Annotated in this window: 16 protein-coding genes; 12 read left to right on the top strand and 4 right to left on the bottom strand. The window is 67.9% G+C overall.

Annotated elements, in window-relative coordinates; translation table 11 throughout:
• Window positions 1-10: 10 nt before the first annotated feature.
• The 3 genes from WFK95_RS21120 to WFK95_RS21110 all read right to left on the bottom strand — a co-directional run bounded on the left by WFK95_RS21120 (window position 11) and on the right by WFK95_RS21110 (window position 3025).
• Window positions 11-1159 (bottom strand): MlaD family protein, encoded by a 1149-nt coding sequence (locus WFK95_RS21120; protein ID WP_336671856.1) that lies wholly within the window; start codon window positions 1157-1159, stop codon window positions 11-13.
• 27 nt (window positions 1160-1186) lie between these two features.
• Window positions 1187-2050: an ABC transporter permease gene (locus WFK95_RS21115; RefSeq protein WP_224647865.1), complete on the bottom strand. Its 864-nt coding sequence runs from the start codon at window positions 2048-2050 to the stop codon at window positions 1187-1189.
• A gap of 117 nt (window positions 2051-2167) precedes the next feature.
• Window positions 2168-3025 (bottom strand): MlaE family ABC transporter permease, encoded by an 858-nt coding sequence (locus tag WFK95_RS21110; protein ID WP_336671855.1) that lies wholly within the window; start codon window positions 3023-3025, stop codon window positions 2168-2170.
• 280 nt (window positions 3026-3305) lie between these two features.
• Between WFK95_RS21110 and WFK95_RS21105 the strand changes: the two genes are divergently transcribed.
• The 11 genes from WFK95_RS21105 (at window position 3306) to WFK95_RS21055 (ending at window position 13068) form a co-directional block, all read left to right on the top strand.
• Window positions 3306-4508 carry a glycosyltransferase family 4 protein gene (locus WFK95_RS21105; RefSeq protein WP_224647900.1) on the top strand — a complete coding sequence of 401 codons (1203 nt, stop codon included), beginning with the start codon at window positions 3306-3308 and terminating at the stop codon, window positions 4506-4508.
• Window positions 4509-4719: 211 nt separating this feature from the next.
• Window positions 4720-5133: an ATP synthase subunit I gene (locus WFK95_RS21100; RefSeq protein ID WP_224647863.1), complete on the top strand. Its 414-nt coding sequence runs from the start codon at window positions 4720-4722 to the stop codon at window positions 5131-5133.
• Window positions 5130-5882, top strand: a complete 753-nt coding sequence (atpB, locus tag WFK95_RS21095; RefSeq protein WP_224647862.1) for a F0F1 ATP synthase subunit A — start codon at window positions 5130-5132, stop codon at window positions 5880-5882. The genes WFK95_RS21100 and atpB overlap by 4 nt, the downstream gene beginning before the upstream one ends.
• A gap of 77 nt (window positions 5883-5959) precedes the next feature.
• Window positions 5960-6214 (top strand): F0F1 ATP synthase subunit C, encoded by a 255-nt coding sequence (locus WFK95_RS21090; protein WP_040765682.1) that lies wholly within the window; start codon window positions 5960-5962, stop codon window positions 6212-6214.
• 29 nt (window positions 6215-6243) lie between these two features.
• Window positions 6244-6756 carry a F0F1 ATP synthase subunit B gene (locus WFK95_RS21085; protein WP_224647861.1) on the top strand — a complete coding sequence of 171 codons (513 nt, stop codon included), beginning with the start codon at window positions 6244-6246 and terminating at the stop codon, window positions 6754-6756.
• On the top strand, window positions 6757-8103 hold the full coding sequence (locus WFK95_RS21080) for a F0F1 ATP synthase subunit B/delta (protein ID WP_224647860.1): 1347 nt from the start codon (window positions 6757-6759) through the stop codon (window positions 8101-8103). It begins immediately after the preceding gene.
• A gap of 46 nt (window positions 8104-8149) precedes the next feature.
• Window positions 8150-9784, top strand: coding sequence for a F0F1 ATP synthase subunit alpha (gene atpA, locus WFK95_RS21075; RefSeq protein WP_224647859.1), 1635 nt, complete (start codon window positions 8150-8152; stop codon window positions 9782-9784).
• A complete protein-coding gene (locus WFK95_RS21070) occupies window positions 9777-10697 on the top strand; it encodes a F0F1 ATP synthase subunit gamma (RefSeq protein ID WP_224647858.1) in 921 nt (306 codons plus the stop codon). Before atpA ends, WFK95_RS21070 begins: the two co-directional genes overlap by 8 nt.
• An 18-nt stretch (window positions 10698-10715) precedes the next feature.
• On the top strand, window positions 10716-12161 hold the full coding sequence (atpD, locus tag WFK95_RS21065) for a F0F1 ATP synthase subunit beta (protein WP_224647857.1): 1446 nt from the start codon (window positions 10716-10718) through the stop codon (window positions 12159-12161).
• Window positions 12162-12167: 6 nt separating this feature from the next.
• Window positions 12168-12551, top strand: coding sequence for a F0F1 ATP synthase subunit epsilon (locus WFK95_RS21060; RefSeq protein ID WP_068524661.1), 384 nt, complete (start codon window positions 12168-12170; stop codon window positions 12549-12551).
• A 91-nt stretch (window positions 12552-12642) separates the two neighbouring features.
• On the top strand, window positions 12643-13068 hold the full coding sequence (locus tag WFK95_RS21055; protein WP_336671854.1) for a DUF2550 domain-containing protein: 426 nt from the start codon (window positions 12643-12645) through the stop codon (window positions 13066-13068).
• A 12-nt stretch (window positions 13069-13080) separates the two neighbouring features.
• Here the strand turns inward: WFK95_RS21055 and WFK95_RS21050 are convergent, their stop codons facing one another.
• Window positions 13081-13653, bottom strand: coding sequence for a cob(I)yrinic acid a,c-diamide adenosyltransferase (locus tag WFK95_RS21050; protein WP_224647855.1), 573 nt, complete (start codon window positions 13651-13653; stop codon window positions 13081-13083).
• 48 nt (window positions 13654-13701) lie between these two features.
• Here WFK95_RS21050 and murA point away from each other — a divergent pair, with 48 nt between their 5' ends.
• The gene (gene murA, locus WFK95_RS21045) at window positions 13702-14955 is read left to right on the top strand and encodes a UDP-N-acetylglucosamine 1-carboxyvinyltransferase (RefSeq protein WP_336671853.1); all 1254 of its coding nucleotides are present in this window, start codon (window positions 13702-13704) and stop codon (window positions 14953-14955) included.
• Window positions 14956-15691: the final 736 nt, after the last annotated feature.

Below are 15691 nucleotides of genomic sequence, written 5' to 3'. Positions count from 1 at the left end.
CATCGTTGGCTCAGCTCCCAGGCTTCGTGGACGTCGGGGTGCTCGGCTTCGCGGACGACGGTGCGCCCTGCGACGGCGTCGCCGGCTTGGTCTCGCCCGGCTTCGCCTCGGTGGGCTTCTCGCCCGGCTTCGGCGGGATGTAGGTGAACGTCGGTGCCGGCGGCAGCATCGCGCCGATGGCAGGGTAGTCGACCGACAGCCGCAGGTTCAGCACCGGCCCGTTCGGGGTGTTCGGCATGGCCTTGCGGACGTTGTCGATCAGCTGCCCGATCTGGATGCCGACGCCCGTCGCGCTCCCGTTGGGGAAGGCGTTGAGCAGCGGCTGCATTAGGGCCACCAGCATCGGCGTCGCCGTCTGGAGTCCCGCCAGGGCCTTCGGGTCGAGGATCTTCTGCAGTGCGGCGGTCAGGCTGTCGCGCTCGTTGGTGAGCGAGTCCAGCGTCGCCTTGCCGCGGTTGACCCACGCCTTGTCGTGCACCGGCGCGTAATCGAACAGCGTCTTCACGGCCGGGATGAGCGCCGTGGTCGCGGAGTCGGCGCTCTCGATGGCCTGCGTGATCACCGGGAAGGTCTGCGCGGTCGTGAGCCGCTGCGTGTCCTGCACTGCCTGCGCGACACTGCCGAGGGCCGTGAAGAGCGGGAGCATGGCCTTCGACGAGGCGTCGAAGTTCAGCAGGATCTGGCTCATGTGCGGGCGCAGGGCGTCGCTGTTGACGTCGCCGATCGTCATGATCATGTTCGAGACGGTGTTGTCGGTGATCGGCTTGGTGGGCGCGATCTGGGCGCCGTCCTGCAGCGTGCCGCCGCCGTCGTGCGGGGTCAGGATGACCTCGGAGACGCCGAACAGGTTGCCGGCGGAGTACGCGGCCTCGAGGTTGTTGGTCAGCGACTTGCCGTCGGCCGACTTCATGGTGACCTTCACGCCCTGCTGGCCGTTGCCCAGGGCGGAGATACCGGTGACCTCACCGACCTTGATGCCCTGGATCCGGACGGGCGCGCCGTCCTTGATGCCGGCCGCCACCGCGGGGGAGCGGAGCGTGAACGAGAACTCGTCCTTGGGCCACAGGGCCTTGACCAGCCACCCGACGAGCAGGATCGCGAGGATGACGGCGACAGCGATGAGCCCGCGGCGCCGCAGCACCGACCGCTCGATCGACATTCCTGGTACGGAAACGACTCCCATTGGTTACCCCTTGAAGTAGACCGGGGAGGTGAAGCCCCACAGCGCGACGGTCATGACGAGGTTGAGGACGACGACGGCCACGAGACTGGCGCGGATGGCTCGGCCGGAGGCCGTACCGACGCCCTCCGGACCACCGGAGGCGAAGAAGCCCTGGTAGCAGTGGATGATGATCACGGCGGTCAGGAACACGGCCACCTTGATCACGGAGAAGACGATGTCCGACCCGCTCACGAACTGACTGAAGTAGTGGTCGTACGTGCCGGATGGCATGCCGTACACCGATTTCACCACCCAGGCGCAGGAGAGCCAGGACAGGATCAGGGTGATCAGGTAGACGGGGACCACCGCGATCAGGCCCGCGAGCACGCGGGTCGTCACCACGAAGGACACCGAGCGCAGGCCGAGGGACTCGAGCGCGTCGATCTCCTCGTTGATGCGCATGGCGCCGATCTCGGCGGTCATTCGGCAGCCGGCCTGTGCCGCGAAGCCGACGCCCGCGAGCATCGGGGCGAACTCACGGGTGTTCGCGAACGAGGCGACCACGGCCGTCAGGGGGCCCATGCCGAGCATGTTGAGGATGGCGAAGCCCTGCACGGCGACGATGCCGCCGACGGTGATGCCGAGGACCGCCAGCACCGGCGCGGTGCCGCCGCCGACGACGAGCGCGCCGCGGCCCCACGTGATGTCCGTGAGGATGTACATGATCTGCGACCGGTAGTGCTTGATCGCGTGCGGAACGGTGCGGATCACCTCGGCGATGAAGGAGACGACGTGGCCGATGGTGTCGAAGAGGCTCCAGGCCGATCCGGATGCTCCGAACAGGTTGAAGAACCAGCGTGTGCCCCGAGGGCGATAAACGGTTGCCATGTATCAGCTCACCTGTTCAGGGACGAAGGCGGTCGGTACGGCGGTGCAGGAGGTCATGGGTCCGCCGACCTGCGCCGGGGATGAAGAGGGTTGTGCCCTGCGTGAGTTGGACATGGGTCAGCCCACCTGCATCGGGAAGAACATCGTGGTGACCTGCGTGATGAGCAGGTTCAACCCGAAGATGACGACGAACGAGAGGACGACGGTGGCGTTCACCGCGTCGGCGACGCCGCGCGAGCCGCCGCGGGCCTCGAGGCCGCGCTGGCAGCCGATGATCGCGATCACGGTGCCGAAGATGAAGGACTTGATCAGCGAGATCCACACGTCGACGGGGTGCGCGAAGGAGCCGAACGACAGCCAGTAGGCGCCGGGCGTCACGCCCTGGCCGCCCACGGCCACCAGGTAGCCGGCGAGCGTGCCGATGGCCATCACGAGGATGTTGAGCAGCGGCGCGACGATCCACGCGGCGAGCAGTCGGGGCACCACGAGGCGGTTGAGCGGGTTGATGCCCATGACGCGCATCGCGTCCGTCTCTTCGCGGATCGTGCGGGCGCCGAGGTCGGCGGCGATGGCGGAGGCGCCGGCGCCGGCGAGCAGCAGGCCCGTGGCGATCGGGGCGCCCTGCGTGATGACGGCGAGGCCGCCGGCGGCACCCTGGAGCGAGTCGGCGCCGAGCTGGGCGATGATGTTGCCCACCTGGATCGAGATGACGATGCCGAACGGGATGGCGATGAGGACGCCCGGGAAGGTGGTGACGCCGATCATGTACCAGACCTGGTTCAGCGCCTCCTTCCACTGGAGTCGGCCGCGGACCGTGTCCGTCACCATGGCCACCAGCGACATGATCAGCATCCGAACGCTGCGCCCGATCGTGCGGATCGAATCCACGACGGTGCTGGAGAAGTTCTTGCTGATGATCGACCAGTAGGAAGGTCGCCTGGCAGGCGTCGAGCCCTGCACAACGGATTGCGTCACCGCGAACGTCTCCTCTCGACTGTGGCCACACTGTGACCCACATACTGCGTTCTCAGGTGTATGACCGAGGACACTATAACGGTCCAACGAGTGATGTGCGTAATTGGCCTGCTTCGCGGAGGCTATGTGAGCGACTCGTCAGTAACATTCGGGCAGTCGGGTGGATCGTGTCCATCCGCTCAGGTCAGGCGGGGTGCGACGAAGTGTCATCGCAAAGCCTCGGCCCGCCGGAAGCCGTCGGCTCGGGGGTGCGAGTAGATTCGCACGCGTGCACATCGAGATGCTGGGCGGGGGGGTCGCCGGGGCCGGCGCTGCCGGGGTCCCGATGCGGGAATTGCTGGTAGTGGGACTGACAGCTGCAGTTGTCACATTCTTCGCGACGTCGCTGGTCCGGGTCGTGGCGACCCGTTTCGGGGCGGTCGCCGTCCCGCGTGCGCGCGACGTCCACGTGGTTCCCACTCCGCGTCTCGGGGGCGTGGGCATCTACATCGGGATGGTCGCGGGGATCTTCTTGGCCGCGCAGTTGCCCGCTCTTACCCGGGGCTTCGCCTATTCCAAGGATGCCGTCGCCGTTCTGGTCGCCGGCGCGGTGATCGTGGTCGTCGGTGTCATCGACGACCGGTGGGGCGTCGACGCCCTCACGAAGCTGGTCGGACAGATCTTCGCCGCCGCCCTCCTGGTGGTGATGGGGGTGGCCTGGAACGTGGTCTACGTCCCGGGGATCAATACGACGGTGGTGCTCGACCAGCTGCAGGCCGGCCTGCTCACCGTGGTGGTGGCGGTCGCCACCGTCAACGCCATGAACTTCATCGACGGGCTCGACGGCCTCCTGGCGGGGGTGGCGGCCCTCGCGGCCCTCGCGATCCTCATCTTCTCCGTGGGGCTGATGTTCGACTCGGGCGGTGACGCACCGTCGTACCCCCCGGCCCTGATCACGGCCGCGCTCTTCGGCGCCTGCATGGGCTTCCTGCCGCACAACTTCCAGCCCGCCAGGATCTTCATGGGCGACTCGGGCTCGATGCTCCTCGGCCTCACTCTCGCCGCTGCGTCGACGTCCGCGTCGGGCCGCATCTCCCAGAACGCCTACGGCACCACCGACATCTTCGCGCTGCTGCTGCCGCTCCTCCTGGCGGTGGCGGTGATGTTCGTGCCGATGCTCGACCTCCTGCTGGCCGTCGTGCGCCGCACGCGCGCCGGGGTGCACCCGTTCACCGCCGACAAGATGCACCTGCATCATCGGCTGCTGCAGATCGGACACAGTCAGCGCCGCGTCGTCGTGGTCATCTACCTGTGGGTGGGTGTGCTGGGCCTGAGTGCCGCGGCGTCCACGATGCTGCCGCCGACCCTCATCGCGCCCCTGTTCGGAGCGGGCCTGCTGTGCGCCCTCGTCGTCACCGTCGTGCCGCGGATCGTGCCCCGCCTGCGGGAGCGCTACTCCGAAACCGCGAGGTCAGATACATCGCCCAAGACGGGTGCCCGGTAACGCAGGACGGCCGTCCTGTTGTACTATCGTGTGTAGTTGATCGGCTGGATCACGGCGCAGCCCCGATGTGGGGAGTGCCCCTACTTCTTGGTAGAGTCTCAGCCAATCACAAAGAATTCGTGATGTGACCCACGCTACGGATTCGGCAGACGCCGCCCCCGTTCGCCGCGAGACCCTTCGCGTGAGCGACCCTGACCCCGAAGGAGGGGACATGACGACGCCCGCCCCCTCGGCCGATCGCACAGCGCCCCGCGGCGTCGTGACGTTCGCCAACCCCTTCGTGATCCTCGCGGGCATCTCTGTCGTCGTCGCGGGCATCGCCGCCGCGTACGGCGAGATCTGGTTCGGCGCGTGGTTCTTCGTCGGCGGGCTCATGGCCCTCCTCAACGCGAAGCTCGCGGTTCTCAAGGTCTCGGTGATCACCGCGGACGACGAGCCGCGGAAGGCTCCCGTCGCGGTCAACTCGATGGTGCGCCTCGCCGTGGTCACGGTCGTCGCGCTGGTCATCGCCTACTTCCTCCGGCCCGCAGGCCTGGGCGTGATCTTCGGCCTCGCCGTCGGTCAGGTCGTCCTCGTCCTGAACACCGTCATCCCCGTTCTGAAAGGGCTTCGCCAGCAGTCATGAACACCAACCTGTACGCCGAAGGCGCGATCAAGGTAGCCCACTACAAGTCGTTCGAGTTGTGGGGCATGACCTTTCACTGGGACACGATCCTGGCGACCGCGATCGCCGCGACGATCGTCCTGATCCTGGCGTTCATCCTGAAGGCGAAGGTCACCTCGACCGGCGTGCCGAGCGGTGTTCAGCTGTTCTGGGAGGCCGTCACCATCCAGCTCCGCGGCCAGGTCGAGGGCGCGATCGGCATGAAGGTGGCGCCGTTCCTGCTGCCGCTGGCGATCGCGCTGTTCACGCTGATCCTCTTCGCGAACTGGCTCGCCGTGCTGCCGCAGCAGTACTCCGGTGAGGGCGGTACCCCGACCGAGATCTTCATGCCGCCGGCGGCCGACGTGAGCTTCGTCTACGCCCTCGTGCTGGTCGTCTACCTCGGCTACCACTTCGCCGGCTTCCGCACCCACGGCATCTTCGGCTACCCCGCGAAGGTCGTGAAGGGCCACGCGATCGGCCTGGCGCCGATCAACGTGATCGAGGAGCTCATCTCCAAGCCGCTGTCGCTCGCACTGCGACTCTTCGGCAACGTCTTCGCGGGCACGGTCATGGTCGCGGTCATCGCGCTGCTGCCGGCCTACATCCTCTGGTTCCCGAACTCCCTGTGGAAGTCCTTCGAGCTCTTCGTCGGCCTCATCCAGGCGTTCATCTTCTCGCTCCTTACCATCCTGTACTTCTCCACGTCCATGGAGAAGACGGACCACTGACGTGTTCGCGGCCCACACGGGCCACGGACGAGTAGACCCTGGTAGGCCGACTACCAGAAACCGAAAGGGAAACAACAATGGCAGATGTGACAATCGCTCAGGGTGCGCTCATCGGCGGCGGCCTGATCATGGGTGGCGGCGCGATCGGTGCCGGTATCGGTAACGGCCTCGCCGGTTCCCAGCTTGTCGCTGGCATCGCGCGGCAGCCGGAGGCCCAGGGCCGCCTGATGACCCCGTTCTTCATCACCGTCGGCCTGGTCGAGGCCGCGTACTTCATCAACCTCGCCTTCATGGCCCTGTTCGTGTTCGCTACCCCGATCACCGCAGGCTGAGACACTCGCAAGAAACGGGGACTGTCGTCATGCAGCTCGCTGAGGGAAACTTCCTTCTTCCCACCGCGGGAACCTTCATCTCGTGCCTGATCATCTTCCTGATCGTGCTCGGTGTGATCTGGTTCTTCGTGGCTCCTTCCATCCAGAAGGTCCTGGACGATCGCGACAAGATGATCCACCAGACCGCGAACGACGGTCGCGCCGCGGCCAAGGGATTCGAGGACGCCGAGTCGGAGTACCGCGCCGGAGTCGCCTCCGCCCGCGGTGAGGCCGGCAGCATCCGCGACGAGGCGCGCGCCGGTGGCCGCGTCTCGATGGAGGAACAGAAGCAGCGGGCTGCGGCCGAGGCGGACGCGATCACGCGGGAGAAGACCGAGCAGCTGCGCACCGCGGGTGAGTCCGCGGCCGCGGCGGCGCGCGCCGATCTCGCTCCGCTCTCGGCGTCGTTGGCGAGCCGCGTGCTCGGTTTCGACGTCACGCAGGACCCGGCCCTCACGGCGAAGCTGGATGCACTCTCGAGCGAAAAGGTGGTGAAGAACTAAATGGGTGTCTTTATCGGCAACCTGATCGCCTTCGCGGTCATCCTCTTCGTCCTGTGGAAGTTCGTGGTTCCGCCGGTGAAGCGGCTCATGAAGGAGCGCCAGGACACGGTCCGGGCGCAGCTGGAGGAGTCTCGCATCGCGCAGGAGAAGCTGTCGCAGGCGGGCCAGGCGGGGGAGCGCGCGCGCTCCGACGCCGCCCGTGAGGGCAGCCAGATCCGCGACGAGGCACGTGGCGACGCGGACGCGATCCGCGAGGAGCTGCGCGCCCAGACCGACCGCGAGGTCGCGCGGATCGGCGAGCACGGGCAGGGCCAGGTCGCGCTCAACCGCAGCAACCTGGTGCGGGGCTTCCGCTCCGAGCTCGGTGCGGAGGCCGTCGACGTGGCCGGGCGTCTCGTCCGCGACCACCTCAGCGACCCCGCCAACCAGTCCACGTCCGTCGACCGCGCGCTCACCGAGCTCGAGTCGATGACCGAGGGCGCCGACACGGCCCGCGTCACCGAGGCCGATCGCATCGGCACGCGCTCCCTGCGTGCCGCCAGTCGCGACGCGATCCGGCAGCTGGCCGCCGGCTTCGACCAGCGGACCGCCGGTCTGGACCGGGCCGCGCTGGCCCGCGTCGCCGACGACCTGGCCGACGTGGTCAACGTGCTGGGCGAGCAGCCCGTGCTGCGCAAGCACCTCGCCGAGTCGGCCGAGGCGCCCGCCGCCAAGCGTGCGCTCGTCGACAACCTCTTCGGCGCCAAGATCAGCGCCGAGGCGAACGCCTTCGTGCAGGACGCCGCGGCGGCGAAGTGGTCGGCCCCGGCCGACTTCGTGACCGCGATCGAGCGCCAGGCCCGCGTGGCGGTGCTGCTCGGTGCCGAGCGCGCCGACGCGCTCGACGAGACCGAGGACGAGCTGTTCCGCGCGGGACGCATCCTCGAGGGCGAGGCGCGACTCACCGCGGCGCTGTCGGACTCCCGGGTTCCGGCCTCGGACCGGATCGCGCTGCTGGACAAGGTCTTCGGCGGCAAGGTGAACGAGTTCACCGCGGCGCTGCTGCGCCAGACGGTGCGCCTCGTGCGCGTCGGCCGCGTGGACGCCGCCGTCGCCTCCATCGCCGAGCTGGCTGCGGCCCGTCGCGGCGAGTCCGTCGCCGTGGTCGAGTCGGCGGTCGCCCTGACCGACGCGCAGCGGACCCGCACGGCGGATCTGCTGGCCCGGATCTACCAGCGCAAGATCGCGGTGCAGACCGAGGTCGTCGCCGAGCTCCTGGGCGGCCTGCGCATCACGGTGGGCAACGAGGTCATCGAGGCCGACATCGCGTCGCGCCTCGACAAGGCCGCCGAACAGCTGCCCCGCTAACAACCAAACTTCCACCCAGAAACACAAAAGAGGGAAACGAGTACTCATGGCTGAGTTGACGATCTCAACCGACGACGTCAAGGGCGCGATCGAGCAGTACGTCTCGACGTTCGAGGCCGACGCCTCCCGCGAGGAGATCGGCACCGTCTCCGACACCGCCGACGGCATCGCCCACGTCACCGGGCTCCCGGGCGCGATGGCGAACGAGCTGCTCGAGTTCCCCGGTGGGGTTCTCGGCGTGGCCCTGAACCTCGACGAGGACGAGATCGGCGCCGTCATCCTCGGTAACTACGAGGAGCTCGAGGAGGGCCAGCAGGTCCGCCGCACCGGCGACGTGCTGTCCGTGCCCGTGGGCGACAAGTTCCTCGGCCGCGTGGTCAACCCCCTCGGCCAGCCGATCGACGGCCTGGGCGACATCGAGGCCGAGGAGCAGCGCGTCCTCGAGCTGCAGGCGGCCTCCGTGCTCGAGCGTCAGCCCGTCGAGGAGTCGCTCGCGACCGGCATCAAGGCCATCGACGCCATGACCGCCATCGGCCGTGGCCAGCGCCAGCTGGTCATCGGTGACCGCAAGACCGGCAAGACCGCGGTCTGCGTCGACACCATCCTCAACCAGAAGGCGAACTGGGAGTCGGGCGACCCGACCAAGCAGGTCCGCTGCATCTACGTCGCCATCGGCCAGAAGGGCTCGACGATCGCCGGTGTGAAGACCGCGCTCGACGAGGCCGGCGCGATGGAGTACACCACCATCGTCGCGGCCCCCGCGTCCGACTCGGCCGGCTTCAAGTGGCTCGCCCCGTACACCGGCTCGGCCATCGGCCAGCACTGGATGTACCAGGGCAAGCACGTCCTCATCGTGTTCGACGACCTGTCCAAGCAGGCCGAGGCCTACCGCGCCATCTCGCTGCTGCTGCGCCGCCCGCCGGGCCGCGAGGCGTACCCCGGCGACGTCTTCTACCTCCACTCCCGCCTGCTGGAGCGCTCGGCGAAGCTGTCCGACGCCCTCGGCGGCGGTTCGATGACCGCGCTGCCGATCATCGAGACCAAGGCCAACGACGTCTCGGCGTTCATCCCGACCAACGTCATCTCGATCACCGACGGCCAGGTCTTCCTCGAGTCCGACCTCTTCAACAAGGGCGTGCGCCCCGCGATCAACGTCGGCACCTCGGTGTCCCGCGTCGGTGGCGCCGCGCAGACCAAGGGCCTCAAGAAGGTCTCGGGCTCGCTGCGCCTCGAGCTCGCCCAGTTCCGCGAGCTGGAGGCCTTCTCGGCCTTCGCCTCGGACCTCGACGACGCCTCGAAGGCGCAGCTGGCCCGTGGCGCCCGCTGGGTCGAGCTGCTCAAGCAGGACCAGTACAGCCCGTCTTCGGTCGAGGACGAGATCGTCTCGATCTACCTCTGCGGCGAGGGCCACTACGACTCGGTGCCCGTCGAGGACGTCCGCCGCTTCGACGGTGAGCTGCTGAGCCACCTGCACCACGCCGCGGCCGGCGTCTACGAGTCGATCGCGGGCGGCAAGGTCCTCGAGAAGGACCAGGCGGAGATCCTCGTCGCCGAGACCAACCGCTTCAAGCAGAGCTTCCTCGCCTCCGACGGCTCGCGCGTGGTGAACGAGGCCGAGTCCGACGCCCTCCCGGCCGAGGACGTCGAGCACGAGACGATCAAGGTCAAGCGCAATGGCTAGTATCCGAGAGCTGCGCTCGCGGATCCGTTCGGTCAACTCGACCAAGAAGATCACCAAGGCGCAGGAACTGATCGCGACCTCGCGGATCACCAAGGCGCAGGCCCGAGTCGCGGCCGCCAAGCCGTACTCCGAGGAGATGACCTCGGTGCTCTCGGAGCTGGCCAGCAAGTCCGGCTCGCTCGATCACCCGCTCCTCACCGAGCGGGCGAACCCGAAGCGTGCCGCGATCCTGGTCGTCTCCTCCGACCGCGGCATGTGCGGTGGCTACAACTCCAACGTGCTGCGGGAGACGCGCGAGCTCATCCAGCTGCTCAAGGACGAGGGCAAGGAGCCCGTCCTGTACGTCATGGGCCAGAAGGGGCTGGACTACTTCCGGTTCCGCGGCCAGGACGTCGCGGGCGCGTGGACCGGCTTCTCGCAGCTGCCGCACCACTCGGACGCCACCGCGGCGACCGAGACGCTGGTGAAGCTGTTCGAGACCGGCTCCGAGGAGTACGTGACGATCGACGGTGTCGAGACGCACGGCGTCGACGAGCTGCACCTCGTGTACACGCGCTTCGTGTCGATGCTCTCCCAGAACCCCGAGGTGCGCCGCATGGCTCCGCTCGTGGTCGAGGAGAGCGACGGCGCGTCGGACGACGACGCCCCGGCCCGCAACTTCACCTTCGAGCCCAGCGCCGACAGCCTGCTGTCCTCGCTGCTGCCGAGGTACGTCGCGACCCGAGTCTTCGCGGCCCTGCTCGACTCCGCGGCGTCGGAGAACGCCGCGCGTCGTACGGCCATGAAGGCGGCCACCGACAACGCCAACGATCTGGCCGTCTCGCTCTCCCGCGAGGCCAACCAGCTCCGTCAGGCGCAGATCACCCAGGAAATCAGCGAAATCGTCGGTGGCGCCGGCGCCCTCGCGAACTAGAAACCGGAAAGCAGACACATGACTACAGCAACCCAGCCCGCGTCGGCGGGCACCGCTGCGGCCACCGGTCGCGTGACGCGGGTCATCGGCCCGGTCGTCGACATCGAGTTCCCGCGCGGCGCCGTCCCCGCCCTGTTCAACGCCCTGCGCGCGGAGATCACCCTCCCGTCCGTGGCCAAGACGCTGACCCTCGAGGTCGCGCAGCACCTCGGCGACAACCTGGTGCGCGCCATCTCGATGCAGCCCACCGACGGCCTGGTCCGCGGCACCGACGTCACCGACTCGGGCTTCCCGATCCGCGTGCCCGTCGGCGACGTCGTCAAGGGCCACGTCTTCAACGCCCTCGGCGACTGCCTGGACACCCCCGGCCTCGGCCGCGACGGCGAGCAGTGGGGCATCCACCGCAAGCCCCCGGCCTTCGATCAGCTCGAGGGTAAGACCGAGATCCTGGAGACGGGCATCAAGGTCATCGACCTTCTGACCCCGTACGTCAAGGGCGGCAAGATCGGTCTGTTCGGTGGTGCCGGCGTCGGCAAGACCGTTCTGATCCAGGAGATGATCACCCGTATCGCGCGCGAGTTCTCGGGCACCTCGGTGTTCGCGGGCGTCGGCGAGCGTACTCGTGAGGGCACCGACCTCCACCTCGAGATGGAGGAGATGGGCGTGCTCCAGGACACCGCGTTGGTGTTCGGTCAGATGGACGAGCCGCCGGGCACGCGTATGCGCGTCGCCCTCTCGGCCCTGACCATGGCCGAGTACTTCCGCGACATCCAGCACCAGGACGTGCTGCTCTTCATCGACAACATCTTCCGCTTCACGCAGGCCGGTTCCGAGGTCTCGACCCTGCTGGGTCGTATGCCCTCGGCCGTGGGTTACCAGCCCACCCTGGCGGACGAGATGGGTGAGCTCCAGGAGCGCATCACCTCGACCAAGGGCCGGTCGATCACGTCGCTGCAGGCCATCTACGTGCCCGCTGACGACTACACCGACCCGGCGCCGGCCACCACCTTCGCGCACCTCGATGCGACCACCGAGCTCTCGCGTCCGATCTCGCAGCTGGGTATCTACCCCGCCGTGGATCCGCTGACGTCGACCTCGCGCATCCTCGAGGCGTCGATCGTGGGTGACAACCACTTCCGCGTCGCCAACGAGGTCAAGCGCATCCTGCAGAAGTACAAGGAGCTGCAGGACATCATCGCCATCCTCGGTATGGACGAGCTCTCGGAAGAGGACAAGGTCACGGTGCAGCGCGCTCGCCGTATCCAGAAGTTCCTCGGCCAGAACTTCATCGTCGCCGAGAAGTTCACGGGCGAGAAGGGCTCGGTCGTGCCGCTGGCCGACACCATCGAGGCCTTCGACCGCGTGTGCAAGGGCGAGTTCGATCACCTGCCCGAGCAGGCGTTCAACAGCTGTGGTGGTCTCGACGACGTCGAGGCCGCCGCGAAGAAGATCGCCGGGAAGTAGTTTCCAGTGGCTGACACGGCGTTTCAGGTAGAGGTCGTCTCCGTCGAGGAGCGGCTGTGGTCGGGCGAGGCGACGTTCGTCATCGCTCAGACCACGGAGGGTGAGCTGGGTGTCCTGGCTCATCACGAGCCGCTGTTCGGCCAGCTCACCACCGGTGGCGCCGTCGCCATCGACACGGTGGGCGGCGAGCGACTGGCTGCGGCGATCCGCGGCGGCTTCCTCTCGGTGACCGGCGAGAAGGTCACCGTGCTGGCGGACGGGGCCGAGTGGGCCTCGACGCTGGAGGAGGCCGAGGTCCGGCGCGCCCTCGAGGCGGCGGCGGACGGGTCCGACGAGCAGGCGACCGCGCAGGGACAACTGCGCGCGATCGAGTTCCTCGCGGGCAAGTAGCATAGAAGAAGCAGCGTGAAAGCCGGTGGCCCGGTGAAGACGGGCCACCGGCTTTCCTGCTATCCGGACACGGAGCAGTGAGGAGCGCGTGATGGGCGGAGTCTTCTTCGCCGCGGTGGTCGCGGTCCTGCTGCTGCTCGTCGTCGGCGCGGTCGTGGTCCTGCGCCTGTACTGCCTCCGCGTGGCGGGTGTGCCGATCATCCTGCGGTACCTGCCGGCGGCGGGGGAGCAGGGTTGGCGGCACGGCACGCTCCGCTACGACGACCACGAACTCAAGTACTACCGGCTCTCCAGCGTGCGGCTCGGTCCCAGCTGGACGCTGCCGCGCAGCGAGACGGAGATCGTCGGCCGGCGCGCGCCGCACGGCACCGAGCTCGACGTCATCGACCCCGACATGGTGATCGTGCACGCCGTCACCCCGGGCGGGGAGACCGAACTCGCCTTCGCGCGGGACGGCCTCACGGCCTTCCAGTCCTGGCTCGAGTCGCGCCCCAGCCCGCGCCGTCAGCGGCCCTAGTAGCTCGCCCGGTCAGCGGTCGCCGCCGGGCTTCCACAGCACGTCGCCCCCGGGATTCGCGACCCGGGACAGGATGAACAACAGGTCCGAGAGCCGGTTGAGGTACTTCGCCGGCAGCACTGACACCGTCTCCCCGTGTTCGCGCACCGCATCCCACGCCGCCCGCTCGGCCCGTCGGACGACGGTGCGCGCGAGGTGCAGGTACGCCGCCAGGGGAGTGCCGCCCGGCAGGACGAAGGAATCGAGCTTCGGCAGGTCCGCGTTGTACTCGTCGCACCAGGCCTCGAGCCGGTCGACGTAGTCGGGCGTGACGCGCAGGGGCGGATACTCCGGATCGTCGACGATCGGGTTGGAGAGGTCCGCGCCGACGTCGAAGAGCTCGTTCTGGATCCGCAGGAGGACGGCGCGCAGCTCGGGCCCCGGATCGCCGACGGTGACCGCGAGCCCCAGGGCCGCGTTCGCCTCGTCGCAGTCGGCGTACGCCCGGAGCCGGGCGTCCGACTTCGTGACCCGGGAGAAGTCGCCCAGGCCGGTGGTGCCGTCGTCGCCGGTGCGGGTGTAGATGCGGGTGAGGTGGACAGCCATGGTCACAGGCTGTCACAGGCCCGGGCGACGTGCCATAGGCTGAGCACTGTGGGAGAGAAGTTTCTGGTACACGGCGGAGCCCGGCTGACCGGCGAGGTCACGGTGGGCGGCGCGAAGAACAGTGTGCTCAAGCTGATGGCGGCCACGTTGCTGGCCGAGGGCACGTCGGTGCTCACCAACTGCCCCGAGATCCTCGACGTGCCGCTGATGGCGGACGTGCTGCGGGGCCTCGGCGCGGAGGTGGAGCTCGACGGCGACACGGCGCGGATCACGACGCCGGCGGTGCTCAACCATCGCGCCGACTTCGACGCGGTCAAGCAGTTCCGCGCGTCGGTGTGCGTGCTGGGCCCGCTGATGGCCCGGGAGCACCGCGCGGTGGTCGCGCTCCCGGGTGGCGACGCGATCGGCTCGCGGCCCCTGGACATGCACCAGTCGGGGCTCCGCTCGCTCGGCGCGACCAGCTCGATCGAGCACGGTTGCGTTGTGGCGCAGGCGGACTCGCTCCGCGGCGCCGAGATCACGCTGGAATTCCCCTCGGTGGGGGCCACGGAGAACATCCTGATGGCGGCGGTCCTGGCCACGGGACTGACCGTGATCAGCAATGTCGCGCGGGAGCCGGAGATCGTCGACCTCTGCGCGATGCTCGTGCAGATGGGCGCCGATATCGAGGGCATCGGAACCGACACGCTCATGGTGCGCGGGGTGGAGAAGCTGCACCCCACGGAGCACCGGGTGATCGGGGACCGCATCGTCGCGGCCACGTGGGGCTTCGCCGCGGTGATGACGCGGGGCGACATCACCGTGAACGGCGTGGCACCGGAGACCCTCGGGGTCGTGCTGCAGAAGCTGCAGGACGCGGGGGCGACGGTGACCGAGCGTGCGGACGGCTTCCGCATCGCCTCACCGGAGCGACCGCACGCCGTGAACGTCGCGACGCTGCCCTTCCCGGGATTCCCGACCGACCTCCAGCCGATGGCCATCGGCATGGCGTGCGTCGCGGACGGTACGTCGATGATCACGGAGAACGTCTTCGAGGCGCGGTTCCGGTTCGTCGAGGAGATGGTGCGCCTCGGAGCGGACGCGCGGACCGACGGTCATCATGCGGTGATCCGGGGAGTGGAGCAGCTGTCGAGCGCCCCGGTCTGGTCGACCGACATCCGCGCGGGCGTCGGCCTGGTCCTGGCCGGCCTCTGCGCCGATGGGGTGACCGAGGTGCACGACGTCTTCCACATCGATCGCGGGTATCCCAACTTCGTCGGGAACGTGACGGCGCTGGGCGGACGGATCGAGCGGGTCTCCTAGGAGGGGGTCCACGCCGGCAGCGGACATCGATGCGGGCCGGAAGGCCCGATCACCCGGACGACCTGCCGATTTGTGTTCCGAGTTCGACGTGTGTAACTTATATCGAGTCAGCAGCGCCCAGGCGCCGCCCGGCAAGGCCCACAGCAGTCCAATGAATCTGGAACTCGACGTGCCGCCGGAAGTTCGGAAACCGGGAAGATCCGCAAGGATCATCGCGCTGACCGCCACGGAAGAGAAACCTTCTCCTCGATCACGCCCAGCGGGATCGTGTGGTTCCTCCATGTGGTGAGCGGTTCGGATGCCCGAAACGCGGCCCGCGAGAGCGAGTTGCGAACGAAATTCCGACCTGCTAGGCTAGAACGGTTGCTCCGAGCAGCCAGCCCCACGAAAGAACATCACTTTCGAGCGCCCAGCGCGATCGAGAGGGTTTCGACGTGAGGTTGAGCAGATCGAAGCGCTTCCGAAGCGGCCCGCGAGAGCGAGTTGCACACGGAAATCCGCTCTGCTAAGCTAGAACGGTTGCTCCGAACGAGTAGAGCCGGTCAAGTTGACCTGCTGACTCCGATAGAGTAGCATGAACTGCCTGCGAAGGTGCGGTTCACACAGAAAACATATGGTGTGAGCGGCCGCGTTTGGCGTGTTCTTTGAGAACTCAACAGTGTGTCGATGAAATTGTCAGTGCCAAAATTTTTTGGCACGCATGGACAATCAAATTATTTGGTTGTTTGTGTTGTGG

The sequence above is a fragment of the Tsukamurella sp. USMM236 genome, from assembly GCF_037148755.1.
Taxonomy (GTDB): Bacteria; Actinomycetota; Actinomycetes; order Mycobacteriales; family Mycobacteriaceae; genus Tsukamurella.
Note: the sequence above shows the minus strand (reverse complement) of the source record. Positions and strands in the feature narration are given on the sequence as shown.

Bases quoted from the DNA above. Each gene is read 5' to 3' on its own strand.
- WFK95_RS21120 (WP_336671856.1), bottom strand. From the start codon at position 1,159: ATGTCGATCGAGCGGTCGGTGCTGCGGCGCCGCGGGCTCATCGCTGTC.
- WFK95_RS21115 (WP_224647865.1), bottom strand. From the start codon at position 2,050: ATGGCAACCGTTTATCGCCCTCGGGGCACACGCTGGTTCTTCAACCTG.
- WFK95_RS21105 (WP_224647900.1), top strand. From the start codon at position 3,306: ATGCTGGGCGGGGGGGTCGCCGGGGCCGGCGCTGCCGGGGTCCCGATG.
- WFK95_RS21100 (WP_224647863.1), top strand. From the start codon at position 4,720: ATGACGACGCCCGCCCCCTCGGCCGATCGCACAGCGCCCCGCGGCGTC.
- atpB (WP_224647862.1), top strand. From the start codon at position 5,130: ATGAACACCAACCTGTACGCCGAAGGCGCGATCAAGGTAGCCCACTAC.
- WFK95_RS21090 (WP_040765682.1), top strand. From the start codon at position 5,960: ATGGCAGATGTGACAATCGCTCAGGGTGCGCTCATCGGCGGCGGCCTG.
- WFK95_RS21085 (WP_224647861.1), top strand. From the start codon at position 6,244: ATGCAGCTCGCTGAGGGAAACTTCCTTCTTCCCACCGCGGGAACCTTC.
- WFK95_RS21080 (WP_224647860.1), top strand. From the start codon at position 6,757: ATGGGTGTCTTTATCGGCAACCTGATCGCCTTCGCGGTCATCCTCTTC.
- atpA (WP_224647859.1), top strand. From the start codon at position 8,150: ATGGCTGAGTTGACGATCTCAACCGACGACGTCAAGGGCGCGATCGAG.
- WFK95_RS21070 (WP_224647858.1), top strand. From the start codon at position 9,777: ATGGCTAGTATCCGAGAGCTGCGCTCGCGGATCCGTTCGGTCAACTCG.
- atpD (WP_224647857.1), top strand. From the start codon at position 10,716: ATGACTACAGCAACCCAGCCCGCGTCGGCGGGCACCGCTGCGGCCACC.
- WFK95_RS21055 (WP_336671854.1), top strand. From the start codon at position 12,643: ATGGGCGGAGTCTTCTTCGCCGCGGTGGTCGCGGTCCTGCTGCTGCTC.
- WFK95_RS21050 (WP_224647855.1), bottom strand. From the start codon at position 13,653: ATGGCTGTCCACCTCACCCGCATCTACACCCGCACCGGCGACGACGGC.